This is a genomic window from Amycolatopsis sp. NPDC059235 (assembly GCF_042754125.1).
Classification (GTDB): Bacteria; Actinomycetota; Actinomycetes; order Mycobacteriales; family Pseudonocardiaceae; genus Amycolatopsis; species Amycolatopsis albidoflava.
Genome location: NZ_JBHZAG010000045.1, coordinates 26,948 through 39,587, shown reverse-complemented (window position 1 = coordinate 39,587; position 12,640 = coordinate 26,948). Strand labels below are relative to the sequence as shown.

General features: G+C 69.2%; 12 protein-coding genes. 1 reads left to right on the top strand and 11 read right to left on the bottom strand.

What is annotated here, in order from left to right:
• Positions 1–86 precede the first annotated feature (86 nt).
• The 11 genes from ACFXI3_RS26550 to ACFXI3_RS26500 all read right to left on the bottom strand — a co-directional run bounded on the left by ACFXI3_RS26550 (position 87) and on the right by ACFXI3_RS26500 (position 10,685).
• Complete coding sequence (locus ACFXI3_RS26550; protein WP_344272504.1) at positions 87–1,514, bottom strand: amidohydrolase family protein; 1,428 nt, start codon at positions 1,512–1,514, stop codon at positions 87–89.
• Positions 1,515–1,525: 11 nt separating this feature from the next.
• On the bottom strand, positions 1,526–2,431 hold the full coding sequence (locus ACFXI3_RS26545; RefSeq protein ID WP_378403005.1) for an acetamidase/formamidase family protein: 906 nt from the start codon (positions 2,429–2,431) through the stop codon (positions 1,526–1,528).
• A complete protein-coding gene (locus ACFXI3_RS26540; protein WP_378403003.1) occupies positions 2,428–3,129 on the bottom strand; it encodes an aldolase/citrate lyase family protein in 702 nt (233 codons plus the stop codon). The genes ACFXI3_RS26545 and ACFXI3_RS26540 overlap by 4 nt, the downstream gene beginning before the upstream one ends.
• Positions 3,126–4,064, bottom strand: coding sequence for a branched-chain amino acid transaminase (locus ACFXI3_RS26535; protein WP_370937971.1), 939 nt, complete (start codon positions 4,062–4,064; stop codon positions 3,126–3,128). The genes ACFXI3_RS26540 and ACFXI3_RS26535 overlap by 4 nt, the downstream gene beginning before the upstream one ends.
• Before the next feature lie 12 nt (positions 4,065–4,076).
• Positions 4,077–4,478 carry a cupin domain-containing protein gene (locus ACFXI3_RS26530; RefSeq protein WP_344272493.1) on the bottom strand — a complete coding sequence of 134 codons (402 nt, stop codon included), beginning with the start codon at positions 4,476–4,478 and terminating at the stop codon, positions 4,077–4,079.
• Positions 4,475–5,377, bottom strand: coding sequence for a polysaccharide deacetylase family protein (locus ACFXI3_RS26525; protein WP_344272490.1), 903 nt, complete (start codon positions 5,375–5,377; stop codon positions 4,475–4,477). The genes ACFXI3_RS26530 and ACFXI3_RS26525 overlap by 4 nt, the downstream gene beginning before the upstream one ends.
• Complete coding sequence (locus ACFXI3_RS26520) at positions 5,374–6,057, bottom strand: isochorismatase family cysteine hydrolase (RefSeq protein WP_344272487.1); 684 nt, start codon at positions 6,055–6,057, stop codon at positions 5,374–5,376. Before ACFXI3_RS26520 ends, ACFXI3_RS26525 begins: the two co-directional genes overlap by 4 nt.
• Before the next feature lie 73 nt (positions 6,058–6,130).
• A complete protein-coding gene (locus ACFXI3_RS26515; RefSeq protein ID WP_378402999.1) occupies positions 6,131–7,726 on the bottom strand; it encodes an ABC transporter substrate-binding protein in 1,596 nt (531 codons plus the stop codon).
• Between the two features lie 118 nt (positions 7,727–7,844).
• Positions 7,845–8,696, bottom strand: coding sequence for an MBL fold metallo-hydrolase (locus tag ACFXI3_RS26510; RefSeq protein WP_378402997.1), 852 nt, complete (start codon positions 8,694–8,696; stop codon positions 7,845–7,847).
• Positions 8,693–9,520 (bottom strand): hypothetical protein, encoded by an 828-nt coding sequence (locus tag ACFXI3_RS26505; RefSeq protein ID WP_378402996.1) that lies wholly within the window; start codon positions 9,518–9,520, stop codon positions 8,693–8,695. Before ACFXI3_RS26505 ends, ACFXI3_RS26510 begins: the two co-directional genes overlap by 4 nt.
• 253 nt (positions 9,521–9,773) lie before the next feature.
• Positions 9,774–10,685 carry a hypothetical protein gene (locus ACFXI3_RS26500; protein ID WP_378402994.1) on the bottom strand — a complete coding sequence of 304 codons (912 nt, stop codon included), beginning with the start codon at positions 10,683–10,685 and terminating at the stop codon, positions 9,774–9,776.
• 251 nt (positions 10,686–10,936) lie between these two features.
• On the opposite strand from ACFXI3_RS26500, the gene ACFXI3_RS26495 reads away from it, so the two are divergent.
• Positions 10,937–12,547, top strand: a complete 1,611-nt coding sequence (locus ACFXI3_RS26495) for an amidohydrolase (RefSeq protein ID WP_378402992.1) — start codon at positions 10,937–10,939, stop codon at positions 12,545–12,547.
• Positions 12,548–12,640: the final 93 nt, after the last annotated feature.

Sequence of the window (12,640 nt, the reverse complement as noted above, 5' to 3'; positions counted from 1 at the left end):
GTCGTCTGGTGGCGTCGGCGAGGGCAGTTCCTCCGCGTCGGACACCGGGGCGCCCGAACCGGGCCGCGCCTTTCTCCAGGGCAGGGTCAGCAGGCCGGACGGCTCGCCACGTCCGAGGACAGCGACTGCTTCAGCAGCCGTCCGCCCGGGGATGGGGAGCGCAGCGCGCCGTTCTCGACCAGGATCTGCCCCCGCAGGACGGTCAGCCGGTTGCGGGCCGCCGCCTCGTAGCCGTCCCACGGCGTGTAGTCCGCCTCGTGCAGGTCAGCCGCGGTGATCTTCCACTCCAGACCCGTTTCCATGAGCGCGAAATCCGCGTCGCTGCCGACCGCGATCGCGCCCTTGTGCGGGTAGAGGCCCATGATCTTCGCCGCGTTGGCCGACGTGAAATCCACGAACCGGTTCAGCGGAAGTCCCCGCCGCACCACGGCTTCGGTGTACGCGACCGCCATCCGGACCTCCACGCCTGCGTGCCCGCCGGTGGCGTCGAGGATCGTCTGCCCGCGCGTCTTCACGTCGAGATCGGTGCACACGCCGTCGGTCGCCAGCGTGCTGAGCGTGCCCGCGACCAGCGAGTGCCACATCGCGTCCCGGTCCGCGGCGGACTTCAGCGACGGATAGGTGTGGTAGATGACGCCGTTCTCGCGTTTGTAGTCCTCCGCGGTGTAGTACGCGTAGTGCGGCAAGACTTCGCCGTACACCGGCTGTTCCCGCCCGCGCGCCTCACGGATCGCCTCGATGCCTTCAGCCGCGCTGACGTGCATCAGATAGATCGGCGCGCCGACATGCCGAGCGAGCGTGATGACCCGCTGGAACGAAAGCTGCTCGGACAACGCGTTGTGCGCGTCCGGCATGTACGGCACCGCGGTCTTCTGCTCGCGCTGCAGCCGCTTGTACGCGTACATGACGATGTCGTCGTCCTCGCCGTGCACGCACAGCATCGCGCCGGCCTCGGCGGTCTTCTCCATCAACGCCCAGATGTGCCCGACGTCCGTCTTCTGCTTCGGGCGCGTCGGCGTCGTGTTCGTCATCCAGACCTTGAAACTGCCGTGCCCGGCCGCGACCACCTCGGGCACCTGGTCGAGGACCTCGAACGGGATCTCCGGCTGCGCGAAGGTGCCGTGCAGCGCGTAGTCGGTGTACGAGCTGCCGGACCATTCCTTGCCCTTGCGCTCGAACGACTGCCACAGCTCCTCCCCCGGCTTCCAGTGCGCGAAGTCGATGAGCGTGGTGGTGCCGCCGTGCACCGCGCCCTCGCTGACGCGGTCCGGGCCGAAGCACTTGATGCCGGATTCGGCGGCGGTCGGCAGCACGGAGTTGGTGTGCACGTGCGGGTCGATGCCGCCGGGAACGACGAGCAGCCCGGCGGCGTCGACGGTCCGGGCGGCCTCGGGCGGTTCGCCGTGCCCGGACTGGAAAAGCCCGACGATGATTCCGTCAGCCACCGCGATGTCGACGTGTTCGACCCCGGCCGGGGTCACCACGGTGCCGTTGCGCACGATGAGATCGAGCATGGTTTCCTCCGCTACGGTTGGGCACGCGTCAGCCAGGACGCGTGCGGCGTGCCTGCGAAATGCGCGACGTCCACCGCCGCTTTGGCCGACAGCCGGGCGTTGACGAGCTGGCAGATCCCGACGTCCGCGGCGATGCTCAGGAACATCGCCGCGCGCTCCCGGGTCCAGCCGAACGCGTCGGCGGTCAAGGCGAGCAGGTCGTCGAGCGCCGCCTGGACGGCTTCGGCCAGCGTGTCGCCGTCGCCGATGGTCAGCAGCCTGCCGTCCGCGCTGAGCACCAGCGGACGATCGGAACCGGTCGGCCGCGCGTGGTGCCAGGAAAGCGTGACGGCGCCTTCGACCTCGACGCCGGTTAGCGACGATTCGCCGTCGCCCTGGCAGGCGTGCAGATCGCCCGCGTACAGCGCGGCGCCGTCGGTTTGCGCGGTCAGGAAGATCGACGCACCCGCGGTGAGTTCCTTGCAGTCGAGGTTGCCGCCGTGGACGCCGACGGTGCTGCTGCCGGGTGCCTCGCCGGGAACGCCGACGCCGATCTTGCCGACCATCGGGCGCACCGGAATCCGCACGCCGTCGCCGAACTCGACATAGCCGTCCTTGATCGGCACCGAGTGTCCGGAGGTGCCCAATCCGCTGACCGCGCCGCGTCCCGGCAGGGTCACCAGCGCACCTCGCTCGGCGATGTCGATGCCGTGGAGATCGACGCGGATCCGGTCGCCCGCGCGGACTCCGGGGAGCCGAACCGGGCCGGTCAGCGGGATGGACAGGTCGGTGTAATCACGCGACCGGTCGAAGCCGCCGCCGGTGTGGAGGCTGCGGGCGCCCAGGACGAACCGTTCGTGCTCCGGCACCTCGCACCGCGGCGGGGTGTCCGCGCCGAACTCCTGCTCGACGCGCTCCGTGCTGACGACCATCGTCATCGGTCGGCCTCCGCCTCGGCCAGCCCGCCCAGCACGCTGAGCAGGCACTTCTCCCAGTACACCGAGCAGGCATCCGCACCGCGCGCGAACGCCGCGGCAACCCCGGCCGCGTCCGCCGCGGGCAGCCCGACCGGCACCCCGTGCTCGCGGAACACCCCGAGCGCCTGATCGATCAGCTCAGACACCTCGGATGCCGACCCAGGCCGGTTGATCCGCACGTCGTCCGCCAGGTCGGTCGGCCCGAACCACGCAGCGTCGACCAGCCCGGATTTGGCGAAGGAAGCCGCCTGCTCAACAGCGTCGGCGGTCTCCACCAGTACCGCAATCCTCGGCGCACCGCTGAAATCCGTGCCGTACCGGCTGGCCCGCGAAACCTGCCGCGATCGAGTTCCCGCTGGCGGAAAGCGGGTCGCCTGATGAGCGGCTTCGATCTCCGCGAGCGTCCGCACCTGCGGCAGCAGCAGCTCCGTCACCCCGGTGTTGGCATACGTGACCAGCGTCTGCGGCGACAGATCCGGCACCCGCACCGAGACCTCGACGCCGCTGCCCGCGAGCGCCAGCACGACGTCCGCGCACCGGTCGGCCGAAAGCGTGGTCTGTTCGGCGTCGAGGACGACGAAGCCGAGGCCCGCCTGCGCGATCTGGCTGATCAGCAGGCGGTCCGGCTCCGCCGTCAGGACACCGACCTGTCGGGTCACCTGGCCACCGCGGCCGGCGCGTACACCGGCTGCGCCCAGCCGCGGTCGGCGGCGACGCGGTTGCGCACCGCGCGCCGGTAGAGGTCCTGCAACGCCCGGGTCAGCTCGCCGGGTTCGCCGTCGGCGACCGGGATCCGGTCGACCGAGCTGACCGGGCTGACCTCGGCCGCGCTGCCGCAGACGAACACTTCCTCGGCGGAGTACAGCTCGGTGCGGTCGATCGGCCGCTCGGTCACGTCGATGCCGAGCTCGGTCCGCGCCAGCTGCAGCACCGAATCCCGCGTGATGCCTTCGAGGATGCTCTCGGTGACCGGCGGCGTGCACAGCTTGCCGTCGCGCACCATGAAGACGTTGTAGCCCGCGCCTTCCGACACGTGACCGTCCACAGTGGGCAGAAGCGCGGCGTCGTATCCGTTGCGGCGCGCCTCAAGCAGCGCGAGGCGGCCGTTCTGGTAGTTCGCGATCGACTTGACCCGCGGCGGCATCGACCGGTCGGAAATCCTCGCCCAGCTGGAAATCTGGACGTTCAGCCCGGGCCGGTCGAAGTACCGGCCCATCGGGATCGCGGCCATGAACACCGTCGCAGGCCCGGTGTCGTCCGGTTTGCCGTCCGGCGAATCCACGAACACCTGCGCCCGCATGTGCAGGTCCTCGTGCAGGTCGTTCGCCCGGATCAGGCCGAGCAGCTGCTCCTCGAGCCGGTCGACGTCCTCTGGCCCGTCGATGCCGACGACTCGCATCGACGCGACCAGACGCCGCATGTGGTCGGCCACCCGGAACGCGTACAGCTCACCGGCCTCGTCGTCGAAATACGCGCGGAAGCCCTCGAAGACGCCGACGCCGTACTTGGTCGAGGTCGAAAGCACGTGGAGCTGGGCGTCGGCGTAGGGCACGAGTTCGCCGTCGTGCAGCAGATAGGTGGGTTTGGCTCCCATGGGGATCGCCTCCTACTCGTCGGGGATGAAAGTCCAGTTCTCCGCGACGCTCATGCCGACCACCAGGTCGACGTCCTGGTCGGTGTCGTTGGTGAGGCCGTGGACCACGGACTTCGGGATGTAGACGGCGTCGCCGGGCCGGGCGCGGAAGTTCTGGTCGCCGAGGTGGATCAGCGGTTCGCCGCCGACCACGACGTAGAACTCCGAGGCGTCCGGATGGTGGTGGCGCAGGTGGTGCTGACCGGGCCGGATCCGTCCCCAGCTCACGTTGAGGTCGTCCGACCCGCTCAGCTGCGGGTTGATCAGCGGGCAGACCAGGCCCTCGTCGCGCTGGCCGCGCAACCCGGTCTTGTCGAGTTCGGTGAACCCCTGCTGCGCGACGCTGTGCACCAGGCGGCTGAGGTCGAGCGTCACCGGGCACCCCGCGGTGCGTGGTCGATCCACCACTGCGCGATGTCCGCGCGGGTGGCGAACCAGACGCCCTCTTGCGCGAGCGCGTACTGCAGGAACCGCCGCAGCGCGATCGCGACGCCCGGCCGTCCGCCGATCCGGCAGTGCAGGCCGACCGACATCAGCTTCGGCACAGTGTTTCCCTCGTGCAGCAACATATCGAGACTGTCGGAGAGCACTGCGACGAAATCGTCCGCGGTACCGAGGCTGCCGGGACCCCAGAAACGCGCGTCGTTCGTGTCGCCCGCATAAGGAACGATCAGGTGTTCCGACTCGCCCGCTGGAACAAAGTACGGCAGGTCGTCGCAATAGGCATTCGAGTCGTAACGGAAGCCTTCCTCGACGAGGATTTCCCGCGTCTTTTCCGTGATGCCGTCGCGCAGGTAGAACCCGACCGGACGGACGCCCGTGGTCTTCTCGACCGACTCGCGGGCGCGGCGGATCTCCTCGCGCTCGTCCTCCTCGGGCATCCCGACCGTGCCCTGCCAGCGGTAACCGTGGCAGGCGACCTCGTGTCCTTCGCGGATCAGCGCCTCGGCGACCTGCGGATTGCGTTCCAGCGCCATGCCGCAGGCGAAAACCGTGGACGGCACTTCGAATTCGCGCAGAATGCCGAGCAACCGCCACACACCGGCACGGCTGCCGTATTCGAAGAACGATTCCTTCATCATGCTGCGCCGCTCGGGCGGGCTGCTCCAGCCGCCGAAGACGGAAATGTCCTCGTCGGCCTCGTCGCCGTGCGCGATGGAGCTTTCCGCGCCTTCCTCGTAGTTCAGCACCACCGAGACGGCGACCTTCGCGCCGCCCGGCCACGGCACCGCCGGCGGGTGCTCGCCGTAGCCGATCAGATCGCGCTCGCTCACGACGCCACCCGGCGGCGCGCGCCCGACTTCCACGCGGCGATCGCTTCTTCGAGCGTGCAGGTGTCGTGCCGGGCCCGCATCACGGTCATCGCCGCGTTGTGCACCTCGGTGTCATACGCGCCAACGCAATCCTCGACGAGCACGGCGTAGAAGTCGTGGTGCGTCGCGTCCCGCAGCGTCGCTTCGACGCAGCCGCCGGTCGAAATCCCGATCACAGCTACCGATTCGATTCCCTGGCTGCGCAACAGCAATTCGAGTTCGGTGCTGATGAACGCGCTCGGCCGCCGTTTGGTGACGACAGATTCGCCCGGCTCCGGCCGGCAATCGGCGCAGAAGTCCGTCGCCGGGTCGCCCGCCAGGCTGAGCCTTCCCAGGTCCACCGAGCGTCCGTTGGCGATCGTGTACAGCGACCGCAGCCAGGCCGGCGGCGAGCTGTGCGCGTCCGGCAGGTTTTCCACGCGGACATGGAAAACCGGGACGCCGTTCTCGCGGGCCGCCGCGATCGCCTGGCCGCAGCGGCCGGAAACGCCGCTCATCATGGACAGGTCGTGGTCCTCGCCGATGGTGCCGCCCTTCGCGACCGCGCCCTGCTGCATGTCGATCACGAGCAGCGCGTTCACGGCCGGGTCGAGCAGTTCTTCCAGGGTGTCGCGGACTTGTTTGCCGCAGATTTCGATCATGTGCTCAGTCCCCTTGTATTTCGTGGCCCGCGCCCGGCTCCGGGAGTGGCCCGGAGCCGGGCGCGGGAAGTCGTCAACCCGCGATGCCGGACCAGCGGATCGGCCCGTTCGGCAGCGGGGCCGCGGTCTTCTCGCCGCCTGCCGTGACGACCAGGTTGGGCGTTTCGACCAGCTCGATCACCGGCGTCTGGGTGTCGCCGATCCGCGCCAACTGCTTGAGCAGGTCGGTGCGCTTGGCGCTCTGGTCGACCGGAGTCCCGGCCAGCTGCTGCCGCAGGCTGTCGTAATTCGGGTCGGAGAATCCGGTGGTGTTGTTGGGAGAGTTGGAGAATTTGATCCAGGCCAGGTACGCCGGGTCGGCGATGACGACCGGTTCGCCGTACAGGACGGCCTGGTAGGTGCCGCCGAGGACGGCGGTGGAGAAGTCGGTCGGGCTGGCCATCGGCCGCAGCGTGACGTTGATGCCGACGTTCTTCAGCATCGACTGCACGAGCACCGCGGTGCGCTGCGAAACCGGACCCGGGCGGGTCGGGCTGTAGGTCAGGGTCAGGTCGAACCCGTTGGGGTAGCCCGCTTCCGCCAGCATGGCTTTCGCTTTGGCCGCGTCGAAGCTGTAGGCGTCGCCGAAGGCGCCGAGATCGAAAGTGGCGTTGAACGACGATTTCGCGGGTTTCGCGTAACCGAAATAGGCGCCGGTGACGATTTGCTGACGGTCGATCGCCATCGAAATCGCCTGCCGCACCCGCACGTCGTTGAGCGGCGGTTTCTGGGCCGACAGCATCAGGTTGTCCATGTTCAGCCCAGGACAGTCGTGCACCTTGACGTTCGGCTTCGCGGACAGCGCCTTGTACTGGTCGTACTGGAAGCCGCTGGCGACCTGCGCCTGGCCGGACGTGACGATCTGGCTCCGGGTCGCGTCGGTCGGGACCGCCTGCACGGAAAGCGAGTCGATGCCCGGTTTCTGCCCGCCGTAACCGGCCACTGTGGACACGCTGAGCGCCTGGCCGGGAGTGAAGGAGTCGAGCTTCCATCCGCTGTAGTCGGCGATGTTCTTGGCCAGCCAGTCGTGCCCGATCGGGTCCGCGCCGGTCGTGTGTTTCTTCGCCTCGGTGCTGTCGTACACGTACGCCAGCGGGTTCTGCAGCATTTCCTCGGTGTAGGAATTCCACTTTTTGACGTTCAGCGAAACGGTGTGCGGATCGACCACGGACACCAGGTTCGACGTGTCGTACCCGGCGATCTCGAAGGTCTTCTTCAGCACCGGCTGCGCTTTGAACCCGTAGGTCTCGAACGACCATTTCACGTCGTCCGCGGACAGCGTGTTGCCGGTCTGGCTCTTGAGCGAGCGCAGTTTCACCGTGATCGCCGTATGTGCCGGGTTCACCTCGATCGAATCGGCGATCAGCCCGGTGACGCCGTTGGGCGTGGAACCGCAGCCGTTCGCGGTGTCGCCCTGCTGGTAGGTCGCGAGCTGGGAACCCAGCCCGGAAAGGACGAGCTGCGACGCCGCCCCGCCCCACGGGGCGATGGTCAGCGTGTCGGGCAGGCTCTGGACCGCCATCACGACGTGGCGGCTGCTGCTCGCTTGCTGGGGGCCGCCGCCGCAGGCGGTGATCCCGGCGGCCAGGAGCAGGACCGCTCCCGCGGCCGCACCGTGCACAGGCCTCATTGTTCGCTCCTTGCTGACGAGCGCGATCAGGGGTGAGGGGTGAGCGGGTCCGTGAAGGGAACCCTGAGGGAATCAGAGTCCGTGAAGGTTCCCCTCACGGCATTCGCGCGAGGCGTTTTCAGGCGCGGTAGGCCTGTTTGTGCCCGGCGCGGACGATCGGCAGCACGTCGAGCAGGTCGGTGATGACGTTGCCGTGCGTGGGGCACACCAGTTCCGCGCCCAGTTCCCGGGCGAGGTCGGCGACCCCCGCGTACCGTTCGTCGGCGTCGTCGACGAAACGGGAGAAATACAGTGCGCTGCCGGTGAAGAACGCGGCGTTCTCCACGGCGATCGGCCGGCGCAGTTCGCCGGTCGTGAGCCCGCATTCGCCCGGCAGGTGCGCCGGGTCCTCGTCGTCGAGCTCCGGCCGGTGCATGTAGCAGAATCCGTCCGCGGTGAAGAGGCTTTTCGCGCGCGGCGCGTAGCCCCACTGCGTGTTCGGCAGGTCGCGGATCATGGCTTCCACCACCAGGAATTCGTGCCCGCCGCCGAGATCGAACCGGTCGCCGGGCCGGGTGGCGCGCAGGTTCGGCACGACCTCGGGATAGAAGAGGTGGTAATCGCGGACGTCGCCGATCACCTGGATATCCGGGTATTTCTCGACGAATCGCGGCAGATTGCCGGTGTGCGGCAGTTCCGGATGCGTCACGAACAGATAGGTGAGATCGCGGCCGCCGAGCACCCGCTCGACCACCTCCTCGATCGCCCACCAGCTCGACGGGGCCCCGGTGTCGACCAGGACCGAGCCTTCATTGCCCTGCACCAGATACGCCGAGTTGTGCCCGTGGATGAGCCGACCGTCCACTTCGAACGGAAGACAGGCCCCGATCCAGGTGACCCCGTCCGCGACGAGCCGCGGCAGGTCGCTGCTCAGCTCGTGCGCCATCGCGTCCAGGTCGAGATCTTCGATCTTGCTTGCTGGCTTGTTCATGCGCCCACCGTCCTCAAAGCCTGGAGCATCAACTGCAGATGGCGCTCGACGACCGGACGGCCGCGCAGCACACAACCCCGGGCGGGCGCGATGATTTCCGGCTGCAGCGTGGAAAACCGGTCCTCCAGCCACTCGCAGAGCCGGTTGGTGGTCGCCTTGCGCAGCCATTCGTACTTCGCCACGAGATGACCGACGACATCGTCCACAGTGGTCGAGTCCTCAGTGGACGGATCGATCACCCGCGACGCCGCCGGGTCGCTGACGATCCCGTGCGTGAACACGTCGGAGGTGAAGATCGCACCGGTTTCCGAGTCCCAGCCCCAAAAAGTAGGAAGAAGTCGCAACAACGGGGACTCGATCTCCAGCGCCCGCCCGCCCGCGCCGACCTCGAGCCGCGGCGCACGGGGCATCGAATCCCCGCCCTCGCTGCGGGTGTCGATCTGCTGACGCCGGCCTTGGTAACGCATCCGGTGGACGTCGTCGAAAGCGTCGAAGGGATTCACGACGCCGCCGGTGAAGAGCGCGGTAATGTCGAATTCGCGGGAAATCGGCTCCAGATTGGACACACAGTCCATCTCGCCGCGGGTGAAGAAAACCGCGAGTTCTTCGAGCCCGCCGAGCGAGGCGCGCAGCCCGTCGAGCACCGCTTCGCGGTGAATGGCCAGCCCGGAGTCGACCAGCAGCGCACCGGACGGCTCGGTGAGCAGATAGCAATTCGACGGCTGCCAGCCCTCCGCCGTCGAAGGCACCCAGCTGACCCGACCGTCGATCGGGATCATCCCGCCGAGGGCGGTGAGCTTGCCGGGAATCAGCGTTGTGGTCACGTCTTCATCGTGATGAAGACCCATCAATATGTCAAGGACGAGTGTGCGCCGTTCGGCCCAGCCGGACAGCCCGATCCTCGTCCGGCCGCAGGTGGAAGGGAAGAGTCCGGAGTGGACGGTAGTTTTCCACGCGCTGACAGGCAGGCCGGGTCGAAGAATCACCGATCCGGCGCTGGGGCTGGGAAAAGTCCGTTGCGCGGGAAGAAATCCGCCGGCGCTTCCGGCTTCAACGCAGTGAAGACGGCCCTGGGGATCAGGCCTGCGGCGCAGCCTTCCACGCCCTCCGCACCACCCGCCGCCGCCCGTCCGCACGCAGCATCGACCCGAACCGCAACCGCGCCTCCCCCGCCAGCTCCACGCCGAGGTCCACCTCGAACCCGCCCGCCGACGTCACGACACGCAACCCATCACCCCGCCCGGCAAGCCCAGCGATCCGATCCCGCGCCACCGCCAGCAACTGCACCCCATGCGCCAACGGCCGCCGCCCCAGCACATGCCGCACAACCACCAGCTCCTGCCGCGTCAGCACGACGAACGCCGCGGGCCGGGATTGCTGCCACAGCCAGCGCCGCGGCAGTTCCGGTTCCGCGCCGAGATAGCGCGTATGCCGGGTATGCCCGAGCGCCACCAACGGCGACGCCGGAAGCCGGTCCCAGCCGAGAGAAGGCGGCCCCGCGTGTGCCGGTTCCGCCGAACCGGGCCGATGCGCGCGCGACCGCACGTGCGTCAAGAGGTCCGCCACCGCGGGCCACGCCCACGAGCGGTAGCGGAAAACCAGTGTCGTCCGGACGCCGGTTAGCACCAGGCAGGCGTGCTTGCCCGCCATCGCGTGCTCGACCGCGATCAGCTCCGGATACGGGATCGCGCCGACGATGCGCGGGTACGGCAGGTCGTCGACCCACAGCGCCACCCCGCGCGCGCCCGCGCCCAGCGCCTGCTCCGGCGTCCACACGACGCCGTCGCCCGACGGCCGGGTCGCCGACGGGGCCAGCACCACCTCGCCCGGGCCGACCAGGTCCGCGAGGTCCTCGGCCGCCGCGCCCGGCCGGGACCAGCGGGAAGGCGGTTTGGTGTCGAGCCGGTCGGCGAGGTCGCGGCCGACCTGGACCTCCCACGGCTGCGCCGCGGCGGTGAGCTCGGCCCGTGCCGAACCGGTGCCGGACATGCGAGCCTCCTGCCGCCGCGGGAGCCGGGCCGGGTGCCCTGTGCTTCCAGCGTATACACCGCCGGGCGGCCGCTTCTCATTCCGCGGCGCACCGGGGTGGGACCGAGATCACCCGATTGCCGCAACCCGCTTCGGCGATGCGCCCGCACCCGGACCGCCCCTAGAATCGGCAGCGCGGCACCGTGGCCACACCGTCCTTTGTGGACACAGCGCCGCGCGGCCAGCCTGCGTCGAACCTGGAGGGAACCCTCGTGTCCGCACCGGAATCCGTGCAGATCGTCACCGCCCGGCGCATCGTGACCATGGCCGGCTCCGAGCCTCCGGCCTTCGCGATGCGCGGCGAATGGGTCGTCGCGCACGGCACCGTCGCCGACCTGCGCGGCGAGTTCCCCACGGCCCAGGTGCACGATTTCGGCGACGCCACCGTCATCCCCGGGTTCAACGACGCCCACCAGCACCCGACCGTCGTCGCCGCGCAGACCCTGCAGGTCGACCTGTCGCCGTCGCGGATCCGCTCGACCGCCGACCTCACCGCAGCCCTGCGCGAGCGGGCCGCCGCGACGCCGCCGGGCGAATGGGTCATCGGCTGCGGCTACGACTCCTTCCGCAGCAACGGCGGCCGCGAACTCACCCGCACCGAACTGGACGAGGCCTGCCCGGACCACCCCGTGCTGGTCGTGCACGTGACGCTGCACGCCGGCGTCCTCAACTCCCCCGGCCTCGCCCTGTCCGGCCTGACCGACGCCAGCGAACCCCCGCCCGGCGGCCACCTCGGCCGCGACGCCGCCGGCCGTCTCGACGGCGTCGTGCACGACCAAGCCCTCTACGACCTGGCTTTCCCCGCCTTCACCCCGCGCCCGACCATCGTGCGGGACCCGCCCACCGAGGTGCTGGCCGCCGCCTTCACCCGGCACGCTGCCGACCTGCACGCCGCGGGCATCACCTCCGTCGGCGACGCACTGGTCGGCCGCACCGAATGGCAGACGCTCCGCCACCTGGCCGACCAGAACCAGCTCACGCTGCGGGTGAACGCCCTGGCCGCCTACGACCATTTCGACTACTTCCGCGCTCTCCCCGAGTCGCCGGTGGCTCCGGAAACCCGGCTGCGCCTAGGCGGCGTCAAGACCTTCGCCGACGGTGCCGTCAACGGGGGAACCTGCCTGGTCGAACAGCCCATCGAAGGCACCGACAGCTACGGCCTGGAGCGCGTGTCCGCAGCTCAACTGGCCGACACCGTGCGGCACGTGCACGACGCCGGGTGGCGAGTCTGCGTGCACGCCAACGGCGACCGCGCGATCCGCCGCGTGCTGGACGCCGTCGACCAGGCTCACGCCGCCAACCCTCGGCAGGACCCGCGGCACCGGATCGAACACTGTTCCATCATCGACGACGAGATCCTGAAGCGCATGCGCGACCACGGCATGGTCGCGGTGCCGTTCGCGAACTACGCCGCCGCGCACGGAGACAAGCTGACCCAGTACTACGGGGCGGAACGCGTCGAGCGGATGTTCGCCCACCGCTCGATGCTCGACGCAGGAGTCGCCGTGGCGGGCTCGTCCGACCATCCGTGCGGGCCGTTCCCGCCGCTGTACGCGCTGCGCAGCTGCGTGACGCGCCGCGCTCCGGACGGGGAGTTGTTTGGGCCTTCGCAGCGGATCAGCGTCGAGGACGCGCTCGGCGTGTATACGACGGGGTCGGCTTACGCTTCCGGCGAGGAGACGACGAAGGGCCAACTCGCGCCGGGTTTCCTGGCCGATTTCGCGGTGCTGGCGGAGGACTTGTTCGAGGCGGATCCGGAGACGTTGGACCGGGTGCAGGTGCGAGAGACTTGGGTCGGCGGGGAACGGGTCTGGTCGGCCTAGCGGTTGCGTGGCGGGCGTGCTGTGAGGGGAACCTTCACGGATTCTGAGTTCCTCAGGGTTCCCCTCACGGCGCGAACCAGGTCAGCGTCACGA